The organism is Pseudomonas sp. FW305-3-2-15-E-TSA4 (assembly GCF_058787295.1).
Genome location: NZ_JBYSZP010000006.1, coordinates 92,656 through 115,271, shown reverse-complemented (window position 1 = coordinate 115,271; position 22,616 = coordinate 92,656). Strand labels below are relative to the sequence as shown.

At 61.6% G+C, this 22,616-nt stretch carries 20 protein-coding genes; 10 read left to right on the top strand and 10 right to left on the bottom strand.

Going from position 1 to position 22,616, the window contains the following annotated elements; genetic code table 11:
- The first annotated feature begins 62 nt into the window (after nucleotides 1-62).
- Entirely contained in the window at nucleotides 63-962 is a 900-nt protein-coding gene (locus AC3WMV_RS10130) for a hydroxymethylglutaryl-CoA lyase (RefSeq protein ID WP_103369284.1), read from the top strand.
- Between the two features lie 667 nt (nucleotides 963-1,629).
- Here the strand turns inward: AC3WMV_RS10130 and AC3WMV_RS10125 are convergent.
- Complete coding sequence (locus tag AC3WMV_RS10125) at nucleotides 1,630-3,327, bottom strand: AMP-binding protein (protein WP_103369283.1); 1,698 nt, start codon at nucleotides 3,325-3,327, stop codon at nucleotides 1,630-1,632.
- 298 nt (nucleotides 3,328-3,625) lie between these two features.
- Between AC3WMV_RS10125 and AC3WMV_RS10120 the strand changes: the two genes are divergently transcribed.
- The 4 genes from AC3WMV_RS10120 (at nucleotide 3,626) to AC3WMV_RS10105 (ending at nucleotide 9,289) form a co-directional block, all read left to right on the top strand.
- Nucleotides 3,626-4,789 carry an isovaleryl-CoA dehydrogenase gene (locus AC3WMV_RS10120; protein ID WP_103369282.1) on the top strand — a complete coding sequence of 388 codons (1,164 nt, stop codon included), beginning with the start codon at nucleotides 3,626-3,628 and terminating at the stop codon, nucleotides 4,787-4,789.
- Nucleotides 4,790-4,801: 12 nt separating this feature from the next.
- Nucleotides 4,802-6,409 (top strand): carboxyl transferase domain-containing protein, encoded by a 1,608-nt coding sequence (locus AC3WMV_RS10115; protein ID WP_103369281.1) that lies wholly within the window; start codon nucleotides 4,802-4,804, stop codon nucleotides 6,407-6,409.
- A gap of 115 nt (nucleotides 6,410-6,524) precedes the next feature.
- Nucleotides 6,525-7,340, top strand: coding sequence for a gamma-carboxygeranoyl-CoA hydratase (locus AC3WMV_RS10110; protein ID WP_103369280.1), 816 nt, complete (start codon nucleotides 6,525-6,527; stop codon nucleotides 7,338-7,340).
- On the top strand, nucleotides 7,340-9,289 hold the full coding sequence (locus AC3WMV_RS10105; RefSeq protein ID WP_103369279.1) for an acetyl/propionyl/methylcrotonyl-CoA carboxylase subunit alpha: 1,950 nt from the start codon (nucleotides 7,340-7,342) through the stop codon (nucleotides 9,287-9,289). The genes AC3WMV_RS10110 and AC3WMV_RS10105 overlap by 1 nt, the downstream gene beginning before the upstream one ends.
- Before the next feature lie 39 nt (nucleotides 9,290-9,328).
- On the opposite strand, the gene AC3WMV_RS10100 is transcribed toward AC3WMV_RS10105, so the two are convergent.
- On the bottom strand, nucleotides 9,329-9,988 hold the full coding sequence (locus AC3WMV_RS10100; protein WP_027614618.1) for a LexA family protein: 660 nt from the start codon (nucleotides 9,986-9,988) through the stop codon (nucleotides 9,329-9,331).
- A gap of 131 nt (nucleotides 9,989-10,119) precedes the next feature.
- On the opposite strand from AC3WMV_RS10100, the gene AC3WMV_RS10095 reads away from it, so the two are divergent.
- From AC3WMV_RS10095 to AC3WMV_RS10085, 3 genes are all read left to right on the top strand, one after another.
- Nucleotides 10,120-10,458 (top strand): DUF6124 family protein, encoded by a 339-nt coding sequence (locus AC3WMV_RS10095; protein ID WP_097088169.1) that lies wholly within the window; start codon nucleotides 10,120-10,122, stop codon nucleotides 10,456-10,458.
- A 481-nt stretch (nucleotides 10,459-10,939) separates the two neighbouring features.
- Entirely contained in the window at nucleotides 10,940-12,091 is a 1,152-nt protein-coding gene (locus tag AC3WMV_RS10090; protein WP_103369278.1) for a M14 family metallopeptidase, read from the top strand.
- Between the two features lie 149 nt (nucleotides 12,092-12,240).
- Nucleotides 12,241-13,440 carry an MFS transporter gene (locus tag AC3WMV_RS10085; protein ID WP_103369277.1) on the top strand — a complete coding sequence of 400 codons (1,200 nt, stop codon included), beginning with the start codon at nucleotides 12,241-12,243 and terminating at the stop codon, nucleotides 13,438-13,440.
- On the opposite strand, the gene AC3WMV_RS10080 is transcribed toward AC3WMV_RS10085, so the two are convergent.
- Both AC3WMV_RS10080 and AC3WMV_RS10075 read right to left on the bottom strand, forming a co-directional pair.
- On the bottom strand, nucleotides 13,437-13,982 hold the full coding sequence (locus AC3WMV_RS10080) for a cytochrome b (RefSeq protein ID WP_103369276.1): 546 nt from the start codon (nucleotides 13,980-13,982) through the stop codon (nucleotides 13,437-13,439). The two genes, AC3WMV_RS10085 and AC3WMV_RS10080, sit on opposite strands and share 4 nt — an antisense overlap.
- Nucleotides 13,979-15,073 carry a catalase family peroxidase gene (locus AC3WMV_RS10075; protein ID WP_103369275.1) on the bottom strand — a complete coding sequence of 365 codons (1,095 nt, stop codon included), beginning with the start codon at nucleotides 15,071-15,073 and terminating at the stop codon, nucleotides 13,979-13,981. The genes AC3WMV_RS10080 and AC3WMV_RS10075 overlap by 4 nt, the downstream gene beginning before the upstream one ends.
- Nucleotides 15,074-15,230: 157 nt before the next feature.
- Between AC3WMV_RS10075 and AC3WMV_RS10070 the strand changes: the two genes are divergently transcribed.
- Both AC3WMV_RS10070 and AC3WMV_RS10065 read left to right on the top strand, forming a co-directional pair.
- Nucleotides 15,231-15,737: an RNA polymerase sigma factor gene (locus AC3WMV_RS10070; protein ID WP_103369274.1), complete on the top strand. Its 507-nt coding sequence runs from the start codon at nucleotides 15,231-15,233 to the stop codon at nucleotides 15,735-15,737.
- The gene (locus tag AC3WMV_RS10065) at nucleotides 15,734-16,489 is read left to right on the top strand and encodes an anti-sigma factor family protein (protein ID WP_103369273.1); all 756 of its coding nucleotides are present in this window, start codon (nucleotides 15,734-15,736) and stop codon (nucleotides 16,487-16,489) included. Before AC3WMV_RS10070 ends, AC3WMV_RS10065 begins: the two co-directional genes overlap by 4 nt.
- Before the next feature lie 43 nt (nucleotides 16,490-16,532).
- On the opposite strand, the gene AC3WMV_RS10060 is transcribed toward AC3WMV_RS10065, so the two are convergent.
- The 6 genes from AC3WMV_RS10060 to AC3WMV_RS10035 all read right to left on the bottom strand — a co-directional run bounded on the left by AC3WMV_RS10060 (nucleotide 16,533) and on the right by AC3WMV_RS10035 (nucleotide 22,521).
- The gene (locus tag AC3WMV_RS10060; RefSeq protein ID WP_103369272.1) at nucleotides 16,533-17,504 is read right to left on the bottom strand and encodes a Csu type fimbrial protein; all 972 of its coding nucleotides are present in this window, start codon (nucleotides 17,502-17,504) and stop codon (nucleotides 16,533-16,535) included.
- Nucleotides 17,501-19,858, bottom strand: a complete 2,358-nt coding sequence (locus AC3WMV_RS10055; RefSeq protein ID WP_103369271.1) for a fimbria/pilus outer membrane usher protein — start codon at nucleotides 19,856-19,858, stop codon at nucleotides 17,501-17,503. The genes AC3WMV_RS10060 and AC3WMV_RS10055 overlap by 4 nt, the downstream gene beginning before the upstream one ends.
- Before the next feature lie 244 nt (nucleotides 19,859-20,102).
- Nucleotides 20,103-20,891, bottom strand: coding sequence for a fimbrial biogenesis chaperone (locus AC3WMV_RS10050; RefSeq protein ID WP_097088182.1), 789 nt, complete (start codon nucleotides 20,889-20,891; stop codon nucleotides 20,103-20,105).
- Nucleotides 20,892-20,925: 34 nt separating this feature from the next.
- Nucleotides 20,926-21,426, bottom strand: coding sequence for a Csu type fimbrial protein (locus AC3WMV_RS10045; RefSeq protein WP_096795680.1), 501 nt, complete (start codon nucleotides 21,424-21,426; stop codon nucleotides 20,926-20,928).
- A gap of 4 nt (nucleotides 21,427-21,430) precedes the next feature.
- Nucleotides 21,431-21,967: a Csu type fimbrial protein gene (locus AC3WMV_RS10040; protein WP_027614606.1), complete on the bottom strand. Its 537-nt coding sequence runs from the start codon at nucleotides 21,965-21,967 to the stop codon at nucleotides 21,431-21,433.
- 20 nt (nucleotides 21,968-21,987) lie between these two features.
- Entirely contained in the window at nucleotides 21,988-22,521 is a 534-nt protein-coding gene (locus AC3WMV_RS10035) for a Csu type fimbrial protein (RefSeq protein ID WP_096795681.1), read from the bottom strand.
- Between the last annotated feature and the right edge of the window lie 95 nt (nucleotides 22,522-22,616).

Genomic DNA, 22,616 nt, shown 5'->3' with positions numbered 1-22,616 from the left:
TTCGCGAGCAAGCCCGCTCCCACAGGGACCTCATGTAATTCCGAAAATGAGCAGGTCAACCCATGTCCCTCCCCTCCCAAGTACGCCTGATCGAAGTCGGCCCGCGCGATGGCCTGCAGAACGAAGCCCAACCGATCAGCGTGGCTGACAAGGTGCAACTGGTCGACGCCCTGAGCGCCGCCGGCCTTGGCTATATCGAAGTCGGCAGTTTCGTCTCGCCGAAATGGGTGCCGCAGATGGCCGGTTCCGCCGAAGTGTTCGCGCAGATCCAGCGCAAACCCGGCGTGACCTACGGCGCACTGGCGCCGAACCTGCGCGGCTTTGAAGACGCGCTGGCTGCCGGTGTGAAAGAAGTGGCGGTGTTCGCTGCGGCGTCCGAGGCGTTCTCGCAGCGCAACATCAATTGCTCGATCAGCGAAAGCCTGGCGCGCTTCGCACCGATCATGGAAGCGGCGAAACAGCAGGGCGTTACCGTGCGCGGTTACGTGTCCTGCGTGCTCGGTTGCCCCTATGAAGGCGAGGTCGCGCCGGAGCAAGTGGCGATGGTCGCGCGCGAGTTGTATGCGATGGGCTGCTACGAAGTATCCCTCGGCGACACCATCGGCACCGGCACCGCCGGCGCGACCCGGCGGCTGTTCGAAGTGGTGTCGGCGCAGGTGCCACGGGAGAAACTCGCCGGGCACTTCCACGACACCTACGGCCAGGCGATGGCCAACATCTATGCCAGCCTGCTGGAAGGCATCGCGGTGTTCGACAGCTCTATCGCCGGCCTCGGCGGCTGCCCGTACGCCAAAGGCGCGAGCGGTAACGTCGCCACCGAAGACGTGGTGTACCTGCTCAACGGCCTGGGCATCGAGACCGGTATCGACCTGGACGCCTTGATTGCGGCGGGTCAGCAGATCAGCGCGGTGCTCGGTCGCCCGAGCGGTTCGCGTGTGGCCAAGGCCCGTAACGCCCAGTGAGGGCGAAGGTGTTACCGCTGCGTCGGAAACGTGGGCGTAGACGAGTAACACGGAAACAAATTGTCTGGTTTGCCCTGAAGAAAAAATCCTTCAAAAATATCAAGCCCTTGATTTACAAGGGTTTTAAAAAGTTGGCACGGCTTCTGCTATCTCTATGGCATAACAAGAATAAAAAGCAGCAAACCAATAAAAATAAGACGTACCGACTCTGACATAACAAAAACAACACGGCAGAGACGCAGCTAACAGATTTTTTTGGAGAAGGTGTGCTTTTCAGGGTGCTCTCAGGAGTGACCCGCAACCGGGCAGAGAACAATAAAACTACCTTCAGGTAGCTCCCGAATCGGTTGGATCGTTTAACGAGAAAGCAGATCAGCGCTCAAAAAAATACGTTTGCTCTTGACCCCGGATGGGGGTCGCCAAAAACAGCGGTAAAGGGCCACGGTTGCCAAAAACAACAACAGACCGCCCCTCAATAATAAAAAAGAGCACGCGACGACAAAATTAAAGGGGAGCCTCGGCTCCCCTTTGTGCTTTCTGTGATTCCTGTTTTCACTGCGCATCCCTTGTGGGAGCGAGCCTGCTCGCGAAAGCGGTGTATCAGACTCATCTGCGCTGAATGACACACTGCATTCGCGAGCAGGCTCGCTCCCACATTTGATCTTCGTCAGGCCTGCTTTTCGCGGAGCTCCTCGATACTGATTTCACGCATCCTGAATTTCTGGATCTTGCCCGTCACCGTCATCGGAAACTCTTCGACGAACTTGAAGTAACGCGGCGTCTTGAAGTGCGCGATGCGCTCCTTGCACCAGGTTTGCAATTCCAGTTCGGAGGCGCTGTGACCGGGGTGGAACTTGATCCAGGCGACAATCTCCTCGCCGTAACGCGAGCACGGAATGCCGATCACCTGTACGTCCGCCACCGCCGGGTGGGTGAAGAAAAACTCTTCGAGCTCACGCGGATAAACGTTCTCGCCGCCGCGAATGATCATGTCCTTGTTACGCCCGGCGATGTTCACGTACCCCTCATCGTTCATACTCGCCAGATCGCCGGTGTGCATCCAGCCGGCCTCGTCGATGGCTTCGGCCGTGGCTTGCGGGTTGCTCCAGTAACCGAGCATCACACTGTAACCGCGGGTGCACAGCTCACCGATGGTGCCGCGCGGCACCAGGTTGCCCGCCTCGTCGATGATTTTGTTTTCCAGTTGCGGCTGGGTGCGGCCGACGGTGGTGACGCGCAGTTCAAGTTCATCGTTGGGTCCGGTCTGCAGCGACACCGGACTGGTCTCGGTCATGCCGTAGGCAATCTGCACTTCGCTCATGTGCATCTCGCTGATGACCCGGCGCATTACCTCGATCGGGCAAGTGGCGCCGGCCATGATCCCGGTGCGCAGGGTCGACAGGTCGAACTCGGCCCGCTGCGGCTGATCGAGCATGGCGATGAACATGGTTGGCACGCCATAGAGGCCGGTGGCTTGTTCTTCGGCGACGGTTTGCAGGGTCAGTAACGGGTCGAACGCGTCGTTGGGATAAATCATGGTGCTGGCGTGGGTGATGCAGCCGAGGTTGCCCATGACCATGCCGAAGCAGTGATACAGCGGCACGGGGATCACCAGGCGGTCGCTCGGGGTCAGGCCGATGCTTTCGCCGACCATGTAACCGTTGTTGAGGATGTTGTAGTGACTGAGGGTCGCGCCCTTGGGGAAACCGGTGGTGCCGGAGGTGTACTGGATATTCACCGGTTGATCGAAGTGCAGACTGTCGCTGCGTTCACGCAGTTGTTCGGGCGAAACACTGCTCGCCAGATCGGCCAGTTGCAACCACGGCAGGAAGCCCGACGGTGGCTGTGCGTCGAGGCTGATCACCCCGCGCAAATCCGCCAGACGTTCGCTGCACAAATGGCCGATGGATTGCTCGGCGAGTTCCGGTACCAGCCCTTGCAGCATGGCGTGGTAGTTGGAGGACTTGAAAGCGCCGGCGCACACCAGCCACTGGCAACCGGACTGCTTGAGCACGTATTCTAGTTCGGAGCTGCGGTAGGCCGGGTTGATGTTGACCAGGATCACGCCGATCTTCGCCGTGGCGATTTGCGTGATGCACCACTGCGCGCAGTTCGGCGCCCAGATGCCGAGCCGATCTCCCGCCTGCAAACCCAGCGCCAGCAAGGCTCTGGCGTGCAGGTCGACGCTATCGGCCAGTTGCTGCCAGGTATAACGCAACTGCTGATGCCTTACGACCAGCGCCTCGCCGTACGGGTGTTGCGCGACAGTCTGATCGAACTTCTGCCCGATGGTCATCGCCAGCAAGGCTTTGTCCTGTGAGCCACGGGTGTAGCTGCGCTGCGGGTTTGCACTGGGTTGATCCATGACTACCCCTATTGTCTTTATTAGTGGGTTTACCGGGATTTTGCTTCGGGTGGGAGCGGGCTTGCTCGCGAATGGGGAGGATCAGTCGCCAGATGTATAGGCTGACACACTGCATTCGCGAGCAAGCCCGCTCCCACCAAAAGCACTCCGCTTTCAATCCTGAACTGCCCCTACTCTCGCTCAAGTTGACGTTAACGTAAAGGGTGATTGACAGCCATTCGTCACAGGCTTACGTTAACGTAAAGGTGAGAGCCATTGACCGCCCTCCCCACCCTACAAAAAAGCCAAAAGGTGACCCATGAGCTACCCATCCCTGAACTTCGCCCTCGGTGAAACCATCGACATGCTGCGCGATCAGGTTCAGTCCTTCGTCGCCGATCAGATCGCCCCACGCGCCGCGCAGATCGACCGCGACAACCTGTTCCCGGCCGACATGTGGCGCAAATTCGGTGACATGGGCCTGCTGGGTATCACCGTGCCGGAAGAGTACGGCGGTGCGGGCCTGGGTTACCTGGCGCATGTGGTGGCGATGGAAGAAATCAGCCGCGGCTCGGCTTCCGTGGCGCTGTCCTACGGCGCGCACTCCAATCTCTGCGTCAACCAGATCAACCGCAACGGCAACCACGAACAGAAATCCAAATACCTGCCGAAGCTGATCAGCGGCGAACACGTCGGCGCCCTCGCCATGAGCGAGCCGAACGCCGGTTCCGACGTGGTTTCGATGAAACTGCGCGCCGACAAGCGCGGCGACCGCTTCGTGCTCAATGGCAGCAAGACCTGGATCACCAACGGCCCTGACGCCAACACCTACGTGATCTACGCCAAGACCGACCTGGAAAAAGGCCCGCACGGCATCACCGCGTTCATCATCGAGCGCGACTGGAAAGGCTTCAGCCGCAGCAACAAGTTCGACAAGCTCGGCATGCGCGGTTCCAACACCTGCGAGCTGTTCTTCGATGACGTCGAAGTGCCAGAAGAAAATATCCTCGGCGTGCTCAATGGCGGCGTGAAAGTGCTGATGAGTGGCCTCGATTATGAACGCGTGGTGCTGTCCGGCGGCCCGACCGGGATCATGCAGTCGTGCATGGACCTGATCGTGCCGTACATCCACGATCGCAAGCAGTTCGGCCAGAGCATCGGCGAATTCCAGCTGATCCAGGGCAAAGTCGCCGACATGTACACCCAGCTCAACGCCAGTCGCGCCTACCTGTATGCAGTCGCTCAGGCCTGCGAGCGTGGCGAAACCACGCGCAAGGACGCCGCCGGGGTGATCCTCTACACCGCCGAACGCGCCACGCAAATGGCCCTCGACGCGATCCAGATTCTTGGCGGCAACGGCTACATCAACGAATTCCCGGCCGGGCGTCTGCTGCGTGATGCCAAGCTTTACGAAATCGGCGCGGGCACCAGTGAGATCCGGCGCATGCTGATCGGCCGCGAACTGTTCAACGAAACCCGCTAAACGGAGCTGCACATGGCTATCCTGCATACTCAGCTCAATCCCCGTTCAGCGGAGTTCGCCGCCAACAGCGCGGCGATGCTTGAACAGGTCGACGCGCTGCACACCCTGCTCGCCCAAGTGGCGCAGGGCGGCGGCGCGAAAGCCCAGGAACGTCACACCTCGCGGGGCAAGTTGCTCCCCCGCGAACGCATCAACCGCCTGGTCGATCCGGGCTCGCCGTTTCTCGAGATCAGCCAGCTCGCCGCACACGCCGTGTATGGCGAAGACGTACCGGCCGCCGGGGTGATTGCCGGGATCGGCCGTGTCGAAGGCGTCGAGTGCATGATCGTCGCCAACGACGCGACAGTGAAAGGTGGCTCGTACTACCCGCTGACCGTGAAAAAACACCTGCGTGCGCAGACCATCGCCCAGCAGAACCGCCTGCCGTGCATCTATCTGGTGGACTCGGGCGGCGCCAACCTGCCGCGTCAGGACGAGGTGTTCCCGGATCGCGAACACTTTGGCCGGATCTTCTTCAACCAGGCCAACATGAGCGCGATGGGCATTCCGCAGATCGCCGTGGTCATGGGCTCGTGCACCGCGGGCGGCGCCTATGTGCCGGCAATGGCGGACGAAGCGATCATGGTGCGCAATCAGGCGACGATCTTCCTTGCCGGCCCACCGCTGGTGAAAGCCGCGACCGGTGAAGTGGTCAGCGCCGAGGACTTGGGCGGTGCGGATGTGCACTGCAAGATTTCCGGCGTGGCCGACCATTACGCCGAGAGCGACGAGCACGCCCTCGCCCTCGCCCGCCGCAGCGTCGCCAACCTCAACTGGCGCAAGCTCGGCGAAGTGCAGCAGCGCACGCCGATTGCGCCGCTGTACGCCAGCGACGAGTTATATGGCGTGGTTTCGGCCGACGCCAAACAGCCATTCGACGTGCGCGAAGTGATTGCGCGGCTGGTCGACGGTTCGGTGTTCGATGAATTCAAGGCGCTGTTCGGCACCACCCTGGTCTGCGGTTTTGCGCACCTGCATGGCTACCCGATCGCGATCCTCGCCAACAACGGCATCCTCTTCGCCGAAGCCGCGCAAAAAGGCGCGCACTTCATCGAACTGGCCTGCCAGCGCGGCATTCCGCTGCTGTTCCTGCAGAACATCACCGGCTTCATGGTCGGCCAGAAATATGAGGCCGGCGGCATCGCCAAACACGGCGCCAAACTGGTGACCGCTGTGGCCTGCGCCAAAGTGCCGAAATTCACCGTGATCATCGGCGGCAGTTTCGGCGCCGGTAACTACGGCATGTGCGGGCGCGCTTACGATCCGCGCTTCCTGTGGATGTGGCCGAATGCGCGCATCGGCGTGATGGGCGCCGAACAGGCTGCGGGGGTGCTGGTGCAGGTCAAGCGCGAGCAGGCCGAACGCAGTGGCCAAGCCTTCAGCGCCGCGCAGGAAGCCGAGATCAAGCAACCGATCCTCGATCAGTACGAAGAGCAGGGTCACCCCTACTACTCCAGCGCACGACTGTGGGACGACGGCGTCATCGACCCGGCGCAGACCCGTGATGTGCTGGCCCTGGCCTTGTCCGCGTCGTTGAACGCGCCTATCGAACCGAGCCGCTTCGGCGTGTTCCGGATGTGATGCTTTTTGTGGGAGCGGGCTTGTGTGGCGAGGGAGCTTGCTCCCGTTCGATTGCGCAGCAATCGTAATCCAGGTGCATAGGCAGCTCCCACAAGAACCGTGGAGACGGATGAATATGAGCGACTTCAACACCCTCGAACTGCACAACGACCCACGGGGTTTCGCCACCCTGTGGCTCAACCGTGCGGAAAAGAACAACGCGTTCAACGCCGAAATGATCCGCGAACTGATCCTCGCACTGGACAAGGTTGCCAGCGACGCCAGCCTGCGTTTCCTGTTGGTGCGCGGGCGTGGCAGACACTTCAGCGCCGGCGCCGATCTGGCGTGGATGCAGCAATCGGCCGAACTCGATTACCACACCAACCTCGACGACGCCCGCGAATTGGCGGAGCTGATGTACAACCTCGCCAAGCTGAAAATCCCGACCGTGGCCGTGGTGCAAGGCGCGGCGTTCGGCGGCGCGCTAGGCCTGATCAGTTGCTGCGACATGGCGATCGGCGCCGATGACGCGCAATTCTGTCTGTCGGAAGTGCGCATCGGCCTGGCGCCGGCGGTGATCAGTCCGTTCGTGGTGCAGGCCATCGGCGAACGTGCCGCGCGTCGTTATGCGCTGACTGCCGAGCGCTTCGGCGGGCAGCGTGCGCGGGAAATTGGTTTGTTGTCCGAGAGCTACCCGGCCGCCGAGCTTGATCAAGCCGTCGAGCAATGGATCGACAACCTGCTGCTCAACAGTCCCGCCGCGATGCGCGCCAGCAAGGATCTGCTGCGCGAAGTCGGCAACGGCGCGCTGACCCCAGCGCTGCGCCGCTATACCGAAAACGCCATCGCGCGCATCCGCGTCAGCCCTGAAGGCCAGGAGGGCTTGCGCGCCTTTCTGCAAAAACGTCCGCCAAGCTGGCAAGCCGCATCCACCACCAAGGAGCCGCGTTGATGAGCGCACCTGTTCTCACCACCCTGCTGGTGGCCAACCGTGGCGAAATCGCTTGCCGGGTCATGCGTACCGCCAAGGCGCTGGGCCTGACCACCGTCGCCGTGCACAGTGCCACCGACCGCGAAGCGCGGCACAGCCGCGAAGCGGATATCCGCGTTGATCTCGGGGGCAGCAAAGCCGCCGACAGCTATCTGCAAATCGACAAACTGATCGCAGCGGCAAAGGCCAGCGGCGCTCAGGCGATTCACCCGGGTTACGGTTTTCTGTCGGAGAATGCTGGCTTCGCCCGTGCCATTGAACAGGCCGGGCTGATTTTCCTCGGTCCCCCCGCCTCGGCCATCGACGCAATGGGCAGCAAATCTGCGGCCAAGGCCTTGATGGAAACCGCCGGTGTGCCCCTGGTGCCGGGCTATCACGGCGAGGCGCAAGATCTCGAAACCTTCCGCGATGCCTGCGCACGCATTGGTTATCCGGTGCTGCTCAAGGCCACTGCCGGAGGCGGCGGCAAAGGCATGAAAGTCGTCGAGGACGTCAGCCAACTGGCCGAAGCCCTGGCCTCGGCGCAACGTGAAGCGCAGTCGTCGTTCGGCGATTCGCGGATGCTGGTGGAGAAATACCTGCTCAAACCGCGTCACGTGGAAATCCAGGTGTTCGCCGACCAACACGGCAACTGCCTATACCTCAACGAGCGCGATTGCTCGATCCAGCGCCGGCACCAGAAGGTCGTCGAAGAAGCCCCGGCCCCGGGCCTGACCCCGGAACTGCGCCGAGCCATGGGCGAAGCAGCGGTGCGTTCGGCACAGGCAATCGGTTATGTCGGTGCCGGCACCGTGGAGTTTCTGCTCGATGCGCGCGGCGAGTTTTTCTTCATGGAGATGAACACGCGCCTGCAGGTCGAACACCCGGTCACCGAAGCGATCACCGGCCTCGATCTGGTGGCGTGGCAGATTCGTGTAGCGCGCGGTGAAGCGTTGCCAATCACCCAGGATCAGGTCCCGCTCAATGGCCATGCGATTGAAGTGCGGCTATATGCCGAAGACCCGTCGAATGATTTCCTGCCGGCTACCGGGCGTCTGGAGCTTTATCGTGAATCGGCCGCCGGACCGGGGCGTCGGGTCGATAGCGGGGTTGCAGAAGGTGATGAAATTTCGCCGTTCTACGACCCGATGCTCGGCAAGCTGATCGCTTGGGGCGAAGATCGAGAGCAGGCGCGCCTGCGGCTGTTGAGCATGCTCGATGAGTTCGCGATTGGCGGCTTGAAGACCAACATCAATTTTTTGCGGCGGATCATCGCGCATCCGGCGTTTGCCGCCGCGGAGCTGGATACCGGGTTTATTCCGCGTTATCAGGAAACGCTGCTGCCCGCTCCGGGTGAGCTGAGCGATGAGTTCTGGCAGACCGCAGCGCAGGCTTTCGCGCAGAGTCTGCCGGGCGCTGTTCGGGCGGATGACCTGGGTTCGCCGTGGGCGTTGAACAGCGGGTTGCGCACAGGGTTGCCGGCGGAAGTCACCTTGCACTTGAGCTGCGAAGGTCAGGATCGGGCGTTGACCTTGGGCAGCACCGACAACGCCAAACTGTCGGATGAAGCATTGGTCGTCGAGCACGATGGCGTACGTCGCAACTTGCGTGCCATTCGTCAGGGCGATTCGCTGTACCTGCAATGGGAAGGCGAGTTGCGGCGTATTCAGATGTTCGACCCAATCAGCGCCGTCGACGCCAGCCACAGCCATCAGGGCGGTCTGACTGCGCCTATGAACGGCAGCATCGTGCGGGTGTTGGTGGAGGCCGGGCAATCGGTCGAGGCCGGTGCGCAACTGGTGGTGCTGGAGGCGATGAAGATGGAGCACAGCATTCGCGCGCCCCATGCGGGAGTGATCAAAGCGCTGTATTGCCAGGAAGGCGAAATGGTCGGCGAAGGCAGCGCTTTGGTGGAACTGGAAGCCGAGTAAATGGGAGATCGATCCTACGCCGAGCGAGGATCGATCTGACTAGAAACGCGCCGTGGCCTGAACCACCACGCCGATGATTCGACACTCATCGGTGAACAGGGCTTTGGGCCAGGTCGGATTGAGCGGTACCAGATAACGCTGGCCGCCCTCTTCGTCGAGCTTGCGGAAGATCGCTTCGTCGCAGCCCTGCCACTGGGCGATCACCAGTTTGCCGGGCAGCGCCTCCACCTCCGGGTCCACCAGGATCAGCATGCCTTCGGCGATGCTCTGACCTGAAGGTGCGGTCATCGAATTTCCCGTCACGGTCAGCCAGAACGCTGCGCCACGGGCGTGATAGTCCGTCAGTTCGAAGCGCTGCTTGTCATGTGACGGGGCGTAAGCGGCGGTTGCACTCTCACGCGATTCGCACGGCGTGTGCCAATCGCTGACCGGATAGCGGAAATACGGGTTGTACTTCTGCGCCAGCGGCATCTCGTCATCGTCGGTCTCCTGCGGCTCGCGAATCACCAGCACCACTTCAAGGAAGTCCATTCCCAGCGCCTGCAATACGCGGTTCATTTCCGTAATACCCGGCTCGCGACGTTTGTTCAGCCAATGGCCGATCCCGCCTTGGGACATGCCGACGCGCTCTCCGAGCTCTGTTTGAGTGATTTTGAGTTCACTCATTTTGGCCTTGACCAACTCAATCCATTTATCCATGTGCGGCACCTTACTTGCCCCGCCTTCGGCCGGCAAAACACATATTGTAGTATTTAAATCCTCGTCACAACTACGCATCGTACTATGCTGGAAGCACGGACTTTCAATCGAACAAGGAGTGCCCCTTCACCATGAATATCAGCAGCAAAGACTTGCCCGATCTGCAAATGGACACCACGTTCACCTCCCCTCAAGGCAACGCGGCAGCGCAGCGAGCACTGGACTATTACTTGAAACCAGCTGTTTCAGAACCCGAGGTCGACGAGCGTTTTTTCAATGTAAAACGCCATCTCAGCGGCGAAGAGGCCCTCGTGCACGCGTCGGATCTGTTGCGCTGCGCAGCCGCCACCGCCTTCAAGGCAGCCGAAAACCTGCAGGGCGCGAGCCGCGACCTGGCATTTTCGGTGGTGCATATGGTGGATATGGCGCGGGCGATGGTCGACCATTCAATTGATGGCGAACAGCTCTGACGGATACGGGAAGCGGACGGACAGGAAAGAATTTCCCCATCGAGCAGATAAAAACATTTGACTTGCAAATGATAATGATTATTATTGCAAGCAGCTGGTCGCGAGATCAGTCGATGGACCAGAGACCTTAGGTCGGTCTTCTGGACTATCTCCTCATCAGGCTAATCACGGTTTTTGACCCGGCTTTTTGCCGGGTCTTTTTTTGCCCGTTTTTCGGGCTTATGGCTTCAGGCTAATGAAGTCTTTGGGTGCTGCAAATTCGATGGCGCGGATAATATCAAAAGAATATCGCTTGGCAAGCAAAGCCCGGCCCGATTGGGGCAAACTAATGACAATTAGCACTTGAGAATCAATCGCACAGTCTCTAAGCTGCTTGCGCGTCACGGAAGACGCCCCCCACCGCAACCCGCAATTTCCCTCGGTTTCACCCCAGTCTTGCGTGTAAAGTAGCCGCCATAAAAATCATATTCAGGAACCGATTATGACCGTGGCCAAATCTTCGTTCGACATCAGCGCCAACTTCGACAGCGGCAACATTCAAGTCATCGACATCTCCAATCCGCTCAACCCGGTTCTGGCCATTCGCCCGGATACCCGGAGCGCTCACTTCCAGTGGTTCCACTTCAAGGCCAGCGGCCTGCATGTTCATCAGGAACACTGGTTTCGCTTGGTCAACGCCAGTCAATCCTCTTACAACAAGGCCTGGACTGGCTATCAGGCTGTTGCGTCCTACGACCATGTGAATTGGTTTCGTATTCCTACCAGTTTCGAAGGCGACAGCCTGCGCTTCTGCATCGAAGCCGAGCAGACCCACGCCTGGTTCGCCTACTTCGAACCCTACAGCCGAGGTCGTCACGACTGGCTGATCGAGCAAGCGCTGACCAAGGCCGGCACCGAACTGCTGGCTACCGGCAAAAGCGTCGAGGGTCGTGACATTCAGCTGCTGCGCAAGGGCAGCGGCGCCGAAGGCCAGCGCAAAGTCTGGATCATCGCGCAACAGCACCCGGGCGAACATATGGCCGAATGGTTCATGGAAGGCGTGATCGAACGCCTGGAGCGCCACGACGACCCGGTGCTGAACAAGCTGCTCGCCAGCGCCGATCTGTATCTGGTGCCGAACATGAACCCGGACGGCGCCTTCCACGGTCATTTGCGTACCAACGCCATGGGCCAGGACCTGAACCGCGCCTGGCAGAGCGCCAGTCAGGACATCAGCCCAGAGGTACTTTTCGTACAACAGCAGATGGAAAAGTACGGCGTCGATCTATTCCTCGACGTACACGGTGATGAAGAAATTCCCCACGTGTTCACCGCCGGTTGCGAAGGCAACCCGGGTTACACGCCGCGCATCGAGAAGCTCGAAGAGCATTTCCGCACGCACCTCAAGCACACCACGAAAGACTTCCAGACCAAATATGGCTACACCCGCGACGAACCGGGTCAGGCCAACATGACCCTGGCCTGCAACGCGGTCGGCCAGAAATACGACTGCCTGTCGCTGACCCTGGAAATGCCGTTCAAGGATCACGATGACCATCCGAACAAAGAAACGGGCTGGTCCGGCAAGCGCTCGAAACAGTTGGGCAAGGACGTGCTGACCACCATCGCCGACATGGTCGATACCCTGCGCTGATCCCTCCCCCGCTCCACCCAAAGATCGCAGCTGTGTCTGCGATCTTTTTTTTGCGCAATCAAACGCCATTACCAACAAGGTTGCAAATTAAAACCAGAATGCTTACCGTGATTCTGGTTTTAATTTGAAACCCAAAAAGGAATCAGGGCATGCAATCTCAACCTCTCAAAAGCAGCGTGGTGCTGCTGTTTGCCGTCGCCTGTGGACTGGCGGTGGGCAACGTGTATTACGCGCAGCCGCTGCTGGACGCCATGGCCGATGCCTTCGCCATGTCACCGGCAACCATCGGCATCGTCATTACCCTGACGCAGATCGGCTATGGCATCGGTCTGGTGTTGCTGGTGCCACTCGGCGACCTGCTCAACCGACGGCGGCTGATCGTCACCCAGACCCTGCTCTCGGCCGCCGCGCTGTTGATGATCGCGCTGGCGCCCAGCAGTGTGTGGTTGCTGCTCGGCATGACCCTGACCGGTTTGCTCGCGGTGGTGACGCAAGTGCTGGTGGCCTACGCCGCGACCCTGGCGATCCCGGCGCAACGCGGCCGGGTGGTCGGCGTCGTCACCAGCGGCATCGTCGTCGGCATTCTGCTCGCGCGCACCATTGCCGGGGTCATGGCTGATCTGGCGGGTTGGCGGGCGATCTATCTGCTGTCGGCGGGGCTGACGCTGCTGATGGCACTGCTGCTGTTGCGCGTCTTGCCCAGGGATGAAGCCGCGCAGCCCGCAAGCCGTTACGGCGCGCTGATCGCTTCGGTGTTCAGCCTGTTCAGGCAAGAGCCGGTGCTGCGGCAACGGGCGATTCTCGCGCTGCTGACCTTTGCCAGCGCCATGGTGCTGTGGACGCCGATGGTGCTGCCGCTGGCCGCCCCGCCGCTGTCGTTATCCCATAGCGAAATTGGCCTGTTCGGGTTGGCCGGCGCCGCCGGTGCACTCGCCGCCGCGCGCGCCGGACATCTGGCTGATCGCGGCCTCGGCCAATGGGTCAGTGGCCTGTCGCTGCTGCTGATGCTCGCCTCGTGGCTGCCGATCGCCCTGACCCAGTCCTCGTTGTGGGCGCTGTTGCTGGGAGTGATCACCCTCGATCTGGGCTTGCAGGCCGTACACGTCACCAGCCAGAGCATGATCTACAGCGTGCGCCCCGAAGCGCAAAGCCGCCTCACCGCCGGCTACATGCTGTTCTATTCGATCGGCAGTGCATTGGGTTCGATTACCTCGACGGCGATGTACGCCTGGGCCGGCTGGACCGGCGTGTGTCTGCTTGGCGCCGCTATCAATGCAGTGGCGCTGGGTTATTGGTGGCTGACCGTGAAAAGTGGCGCACCCCAGCGGTGCGCCACACAGACGGGTTAATCGCGATCGCGACCGCGCAACATGCTGTCGAGCACCTCGTCGCGACGCACCCAACCATGGAACAGCGCCGCCGCCAGGTGCAACAGCACAGTCAGGAACAACAGGTACGCCAGATAGCCATGCGCCTTGCGCAGCAGGGCAAACACTTGCGCATCGGCCGGCAGGATCGACGGCAACTGCAAGGTATTGCTGAGCATCACCGGCTCCCCGGACGCACTGATCATCGCCCAACCGAGCAGCGGCAGCACCAGCATCAACGCGTACAACAACACATGCGAGGCCTTGGCCGCCAGCACCTGCCAGCCCGGCAGATCGTCCGGCAGTGGCGGCTGGCGGGTGGAAAACCGCACCAACAGGCGCACCACCACCAGCAGCAGAATCGCGATCCCCAGCGGTTTATGCAGATGGATCAGCCACTCATGCCGCTGTGAAACCGAAGTGACCATACCGGCGCCGATGAACAACATGGCGATGATCATCACCGCCATCAGCCAGTGCAGCAGGCGCGCCAAGAGAGCGAAATGAGTCGGTTGCGTGCTCATGGGCGAGCCTCCTGTTTGGCGGCGGGCAATTGGCTGACTTCACTGGTACGCCGTAGATAAGAATCGGCGTAACCGGCGGAACGCGCCGCGAGCAATGGGTCGTCGGAACCCTCGATACCAGCCGGCAACACCAGCGGATCGTAGTTGATGTCACGGCATTCGCCGCTGAGCTGCGGTTGAGTCTTCTCCAGCACCAGCGTGCCGGCGTTGATCACCTTGCGGCCCTCGGGCCAGGCTTTGCTGGCGTCGTTCACCGGATCACCAGGGTTGGCCAGGGTGATATTCAACTGCCAGCGCAACGGCCCTTCGGCCAGGCGCTGCACCAGATCCTTCTCGAGAAAATCCGCACCCTCCGGCGCCGAGGCACCGGCGGCATCACGCGCCAGCGGCGTGACACTCCAGCGCACCGCCTGCTTCTGCCCGCTGGCGTTAACAAGATAAAACGCATTCACGCTGTTGTAGGTTTCAGTGGCATAGCTGGCCGACGGTTTGGCGGTCTTCACCCACGTCAGGAACGGCACGGCTTCCGGATGCGCGGCGAAGAATGCCGGGACTTTCGACGGATCCGGTTTACCTGTGGCCGGATCCGGCGATTGTGCCTGCTGCAACTGATAGAACGCCTCGGGAGTGCCGACCGGGAACACCGGCATGCTGTTCATCCCGGTGCGCCATTGCTGCCCGTTGGCCTGGGTGAAACGCAGCGCCAGACTGCGGATCGGCACGCTGCTGTCCGGGGCATAGGGATTCCCCGCCGGCAATGCGAAGCGTCCGACCACCGGGGTCTGCGCCTCGTTGAACACCTGCGCGGAAGAGAACGCCTGCGCCTCGCCACTGCTCTCGAAATGTCCGATCACGCACACGCCCTTGGCGTGATTGCGGCGAAATCCGGGGTGCACGCCGTTGTTTTTCTCCAGCACATCGACCAGCGCCTTTGGCGTCAGACGTTGTGAGTCAAGGTTACCGTGCACGTAGGCAAACGCCCCGGCCACTGCGGCAACCACCACGGCAATCGCCGTCAGGCGCAACACTGTGCTCGCGGCACTCAAGGGCGGGCGCGACGGCCTGCCCGGCGGTGAAGTGCGATCAACCATGAATAACTCCAGGGCCATCGGCCACAAGTAGGAAGAATCAGCAAGACGCACCCCATCGGGGTTTATTCCATGGCCCGGTATTTATTTTTCCGAACGTGGAATAACCTCGAACGGCAGACGTCTCCCTAGTCCACAGCGTAGTGACTAGTAGAAATTCATGAGCGAATTCGACGAACAGTTGAGAGAAATCATTCCCAGATTGCGCCGCTTTGCCGTGTCATTGACCCGCAACAGCAGCAGCGCCGACGATCTGGTGCAGGCCAGCCTTGAGCGGGCCCTGTCCGGCTGGGGCGAGAAACGCGCCGAGGGTGACGTGCGCGCGTGGCTGTTCGCGATCCTCTATCGGCAATTTCTCGACGCCCACCGACGCTCGCGCCGTTATGCGCGGATGCTCGAATTCTTCACCGGTCGCGACGATGCCGAACCCTCGACCGAACGCACCGTGATCGCGCAATCGACCCTGCAAGCCTTCGATCGCCTGCCCAGCGAGCAACGCGCGCTGCTGTTGATGGTTTCGGTCGAAGGCCTGAGCTACAAGGAAGTCGCGCAAATTCTCAACGTCCCCAGCGGCACCGTGATGTCGCGCCTGTCCCGCGCCCGCCAGGCCTTGCGCCAACTCAGCGACGGCGAAATCAGCAGCCCTTCCTTGCGGATACTCAAATGATCAGCATGCCCCCCAGCGAGCGCGACCTGCACGCGTACGTCGATAACCAACTCAACGAAGCCGACCGGCGTCTGGTCGACACCTGGCTGACCACTCACCCGGAAGCCGCCGCGCAAGTGCGCGCCTGGCAGCACGACGCCCAGTTGTTGCGCGCAGCCCTGGGCGGTGCCTTGCAGCATCCGGCCAATCCGGAGCTCGATCCGGCACTGATTCGCCAGCGCCTCAAGCGTCAGTCGCGGCGCCACCTGGCCAGCGCGGCGGTGTTGCTGATCGCGGTCGGCATCGGCGGTTTCAGTGGCTGGCAGGCGCGGGAGATGACCCTCGTGCGCTCCTCCATGCTGCCGATGACCGATGCCTTGCAGGCCTATCGTTTGATCGCCCAGCAAGGGATTTTGCCGGCGGACTACAAAGTCGACAGTGACGGCGACATGCAGCATTGGCTCGACCGCTATTTCACCCAGGCCAGTCGCTTGCCGGATCTGAAATCCGCCGGTTTCGAACCGGTCAGCGGCCGGCTGCTCAGCACCGACGAAGGCCCGGCGGCGATGGTCATGTATGAGGATCGCAGCGGCCACAAGGTCAGTTTCTACGTGCGGCCACCGGGACCGAAGAACACCTTCCTGCCACGCGGTAGCCGCAGCGACGGCGATCTGCAGGCCGATTACTGGTCCGGTGGCGGGTACAACTATGCGATGGTCAGCCCGACGGACTCGCCGGCGGCGCAGCAATTGAGGCAGTCACTGCCATTGTGAAAACTGCGCCAATCCCCCTGTGGGAGCGGGCTCATCGTATGAGTCAGAACCCTACATCGAGCACCACATTGTCCAGGTACGTCCCCGCCGGCGGCGTGGTCTGATCGGTGTAGATTTTCGCGTTGTAATTGAAAATCTGGCTCCCAGTGCCCAGCCCATTCCCCGGATTCACCTCGGCATCGGTGCTCGACCGGCGTGCGCTGCCGACACTGCCCCAACGAGTGGTGCCAGCGCTTTTGAAGATGTCGTAGGCCAGATAGTTGCTCCCGGAAATCATCCGCCGCCGGCCGCCGACACTAGCCGGGTTCTGTCCGTCGCTCAAACCGACGGTGTAAGCACTGCCCTTGGTGCAGGCCAGATTGATGGTCTGCCCGGTCACCGGGGTAAAGGCACTGATTACCGGCGCACTGCCAAAGGCAATGTTCGGCGCAGTAATCGTGCAGTCGTTGGACACGGTCAGGTTCACGGTCAACGTCGCGGTACCGCTATTGATGTCGCGCCCCAGACAAACACTGCCGATACCGATCCCGGAGCAGTAATTCCAGTTCCAGAAAATGCTCAGGGTTTCCGTATAGACCCCGGCGGCGACGTTGCTGCCAATGGTCGTGCCCAGATACAGCGGCACAGTTTTCGGGGTGGTGCCGTTGAGCAGCCCCAAGGCATCGATGATGCCGTTGCGGGCGAAGTCGAATGCGGTGCCACGGGTGACCGGGTAGCTGGTGCTGTTGTTGGCGTAGATCGTGTAGCCGATGACGTCGCCGCTCGGCCCGAGCAAACCACTCTGGGTCGAGGTGATGGTGGCGTAGAAATGGTCGTTGCTGGTCAGCAATGACAACAGCGAACCGGTACAACTCAACCCGGCATTGAGCGTGGAACTGGGCTGCGTCGTGGTGCGCACGGCAATCGAACTGATCGAACCGAACGCCGCCGGAGTGGTGCTGACCACCGAACACAAGGCCTGCGCCATCCCCGGCAACAGTAACGCCAGACACAGGCAAATCCGCGCCGCGTTCATTGGCACACCAACGGGCCGATCAGCGGCACCTGGCTTTGCTGCATGTCCACGGCGAATTGCGCGTTGCAGGTCTTGCCGTCGGCCAGCGTCACCTGCAACGAGTTCTGCGCCTGGAGGTTTTCCAGATAGACCAAGCCGTCCCAACCGACCACCGTGCGCGCGCCACTCTGCTCGTGCAGCACACCCGCACCCAATGGCAGCTCGCGTTGCTGCGCATCTACCAGCACAATACTCGCAGCGATCACCCGGGTCAGTGGAAACTCCAGCAAATAACCGCTGCCACGGCGTACGGCGATGCGTTGTTCGACGTTGGGGCTGCGTACGTTGGCCGGCAGATTCAGCGGATCGATTTCGTATTTGCCGCGGTAGTACGCGCTGCTCCACGGCACCAGCAAGTGGCCGTTTTTATCGGTTTGACCGACCTGCTGGTTTTCGTAGCGCACCGGAATGTCGGCGAAACCATCGGTGCTGACCACCACAAACGCGTCGTCGATGCGATTGGCGGCGAACACCTGGCGGTCCATCCACACCAGCGAGCCACTGGCATCGGCCCAACGGGTCTCGGCCTCGGACGTGCCGTAAACCCCGGCCTGCAACTGCACAGATTGCAGACGCCAGGTCACGTCGGCCTGGCGATAATCGGGACCATCACCCTTGGCATACCCCAGATTGAAACCGACCCCGCCCTCGGTTGGCACCGAACGACTGTAATTGACCCGCTGCTGACTCTGCCCGGTCTTGCTGCGCTCGCTGCTGATCGCCAGGCTGCCGCGCAGATCGAACGGGATCACCAGTTGCGCCTGCACTGCCCAGTGGCTATCGCCGATCTCGCGATTGGCCGACAGATAGAGGCTGCTGTTGCGCCACAGCGGCTTGCTCCAGCTCAGGTTGAGCAGACGCGTGCGCGAATCGTCCGCCGCGCGCACGTCGAAATAACCGGCACCGAGGCTGCCCCAGCGCTCTAGGTTGACGCTCAGGGTCGCCTGCTCGCTGCGCCGGCTGAGGCTGATATAAGGGCTGTCGATCACGCTGAGGTCGGCGTACTGATCGCGGCGTTGCAGGCGCTGCCAGGAAAAACTGTAGCGCTGGCTGCTGTACTGATAACCGAGACTCAACTGCTCGCCGCCGTCGCCGTCGAATCGGCTCTGACTGATGGCGCTGTTGAGTACGCCGAAATTGCCCAGACGCCAATTGCCGCCGATCCCGCCGAGGGTCAGCGAGTCAGCCGCTTCGGCGTGGCTTTCCAGGGTGAAGCTGTCGCTGACACCATAGCGCAGGCTGCCGGAAGTCATGCCAGGGCCATAGCTGAAGTCCTTCAAACCGTAATCGCGGCGCAACGTACCGGCCGCCACCGAGAAATCACTCAGGCCTTTTTGCAGCAGACTGCTGGTGACATAGAACGGCACCGTGGTCGACACCTGCCGCCCCAGCGCATCGGTGGTCACCACCACGGCCTCACCGGCGCCGTTGATGAAGGGAATGTTGGTCAGGGTATACGGACCCGGTTGCAGGTCGGTGCTGCTCGACTTGTAGCCGTTGATGAACAGATCCACCGACGACGGCACCGCGGCCTCACCGGCGAACTGCGGCAACGGATAGGTGACCAGATCCGGACGCACGGCAAAGTCCCGCGAGAACTGCACACCGCCCAGACGCACCGAGTTGCTCCAAGGCAAGGCGCCACTGATCACGTCCCCGCCTTCGTAGGTGAGCATTCGCTCGTCGTCGGAGTAACGCCAGGTGGTGTCGTAGCGCAGGTAGCCGTTGTCCAGTGTGCTGACCGAATCGCCGGACAAGGTGCGCCGGTACTGCCCGGTGTTGGACAACGTGCCCCAGCTATCGAACAGCCGCACCTCGTTCCACGCCGCCAGATAAGTGCCGGCATCGTCGGTGTCGTTGAGGTACAGGTCATAGTTGAACAACGCGCCGAAACTGCTCAGCGCCGGGGTGCGCGGATAGTTCTCGCGATTACCGATGAACTGATCCGGCAGCCACTGCGGTGGCACCACCAGCAGCAGGCGCTGGCCGACACTGTCGTATTCGCTGTGCAGTCCAGGCAGGCCGTCGAGAGCAACTTCAGCACCAGGATTGCCCGGCAATTTCATCCCGGTTTCAGCCAATACGCTGGCCGGCAAAAACAGATGCCCGTCACGTTGCTGCACCGCCACCACCCGCCCGGTGTTCATCTGATTGACCACCAACTCCAGAAACAACTGTGCATCACTCACGGCCTCCATGCCGCTGGGCGGTGGCGGCAGTTCGCCGGCCTCGGATGGTTGCACGAACATCAGGCAACACGCGCCGGTCATGAGCCACAACGGACGCTGAATACGACGAGCCCATCCCGGGCTCATACACGCTTTACGTCCGTCAATGGACTCGATCCTCCTGATGCCACTCTTGCCAAAGCCAGTTATCTTTCTCTGGAATTTTGACGATACAATGCATTCATTGTGGCGAGGGAGCTTGCTCCCGCTCGGCGGCACAGCCGTCGTCAGAACTGTTTAAGCGAACTGCCTGACATGGCTTGGGGCTGCATCGCAACCCAGCGGGAGCAAGCTCCCTCGCCACAAAAGTCCACTCGGCATGGCTCCCTTTTCAGCGTCCCGGCGCAATGCTCTGCACCTGCGCCCCGCCATTGACTCGCACTTGCAACGCCGACTCACTCGCCAACGCCCCAGGTGCCGGCCAGCGCATCACCGCGCCCGGCAGCACATAACCCAGCAACCCCTCGGCTAATGGCTTGCTCTGTCCACCCTGTTTGATCACCACGTCGGTCAGCCGCGCATGCACCGCGCCCTGATTGCGCACTTCGATATACGGTCGACCGTCCACCGCCACCGTGCGCCAGCTCAGTTGCGGCACACCGATACCCTTGGGATCACGCGGGCGGGTGCTGTCTTCCTTGCTCCACAGCCCCGCGCCGTAGGCAAACAAGGGCACCGAATAGCGCATCTGAAAGCGGATCGCGGCTGCGGTTTTGCCGCCCTCGGAAGCCGGCGGCTGGGCAGAAGGGATTTCGTCGATGATGATCCGGTAGGCCAGTTCCTGCCCCGGCGGCACATCCTTGGTCCGGGTCAGGCGCACCAGTTGTTTTTGCCCCGGCTCGATCTTCGCCACTGGCGGGCTGCCGATCACGTCGCGCTGGTTCTGGTACTGCTCTGCAAAGCCGCTCTGGCTCCAGCCGAACACCCGGATCTGCAGGTTGGCGGTTTCCGTGCCACGATTTTCCAGCCACAGCGCACTGGCCTGTTGATCGGCCTCCAGCACCGGATCGATCGGCCAGATCAGCACCGAACTGGCGGCCTGCGCATGGCCGGCCCCGAGCATGACCAGCGCCAGCAACGCGCCCTGCAACAACGAATGCCCAGACGTAACTGCCCCCATGAACCTGCTCCTTGTCGGCCATTCAAATGTCGCTTTACCACGACAGCTGCACCTGCAACACGTCGCTGTATGTCCCCCCGGGCTGATTGCCCGGCAATTGCACCTGACCGTAAATCGGCAGGCTGATGTTGTTCGCATCGCTATAGGCCACCGCCACGCTCTGGCCGATGCCCAGGCTCTGGCTGTAAGCCGCATCGCGGAACAGCGCATACGCCACCCGCGCACTGCCGCTGTTGATCTGCATGTGGCGACCGCTGCTGTTGTACTGGCCGCCATCGACCGTCATGTTCAGTGCCACCCCCGGCGTGCATTGCAACTGTACGCCGCCGGTCAATGCCACTTGCACCGTGCCGGTCGCGAGGGCCGAACTCGAACCGAAATTCAGTCCGCCGTAATTCGACACCCCGCCCACCACCAGGCATCCCGGCGTGATGGTCGCGCTGACCTGAAAGCTCTGGCTGGTCGCCGCCCCCAGTGACAGCGGCACACTACCCGCACAGAGCAGGAGCAGCGCGGCACAGCCTTGGCGGCGCATGGCATCAGAACGTCAATTCAACAGCGACGGTGTCGGTGTACGTCCCCGCCGGCAACCCGGCCTTGCCCACCGCCTGACCGTAGATATTCACCGTCTGCGCCACGCCAGTGCTGGTCGCCAGGTTGATCGTGCCGTCGATCGGCAGCAGTTGCGAATGCCCGGCATCGGTGTAGAAGTCGTACGGCACGTAGTTGGCGACACCGTCGTACAGCGCGCGAGCGCCGCCCGGCGACTGCCCATCGTGAGCACCCGCACGCACCTTGACCACCGGGGTCGTGCCGCTGGAGCAGAGAATCGACAGCGCCCCGCCGCCACCGCCCAGAACCTGCCCGCTCGCGGTGGTGAACAGGCTGTTGGCGGTGCCGAAGTTCAGCGCACCAAAGTTCAGCCCGGTGGAACCGCCGGCACCGTTGACCTGACAGCTGCTGATCAGGGTCAGGCTGGCGGTGATCTGGCCGGTGACCGTGGTGGCGGCGTGGGCACTGGAAACCAGCGTCAGGCCGAGCAACGACAAACCTATCCTTGATGCAAACTTGCGCATGGTGTCCGTCCTCTACGGGGTTACCAGTCGAGCGTCACCGTCAGCGTGTCGGTGTAGACACCTGCCGGAACCGCGCGGGTATTCGCCACCACCGTGCCAAACACCGGAATCGGTATCTGCGCACCGCTGGTGACAGCGAAATTGTGTTGTTGACCAATGCTGTAGCGCTGGCTACCGGAGGCATCCAGAAAGAGTTGATAAGGCAGGGTCTGGCGCCCGTTGCTCAGGCGGCGGGTGGTGCCGTCGCCGTGGCTGCCGCCGTCGATGGTGACGGTGAAACCGGTGACCGAGGGATTGCAGGCGACGTTCAGCTTGCCGCTGCTGTCGCCGTCGAGACTGGCCTTGATCGGCGCGTTCCAGGTCGGCCCCTGCTGACCGAAATCGAGGGTGCCCAGATTGCTCACCGGGATCGCCGGGGTGGCGCTGTTGGTGACTTCGCACCCGGCGATCAGGATCAGCCGCGCATTGATCTGCCCACTGATCGCCGCCTGTGCGTCGTCAGCGAGCAACAGCAACGTACCCGTGGCGATAACCATCCAGTGCTTGCCTGTCATAGCGTCCGTCCTACTCCTTCAGGATGCCTGCGTACCTTGCGTTCAGGATTGAACGCCCCTTCCCTGCGCAATCCGCCTCCAGCGGATTGCCTGAA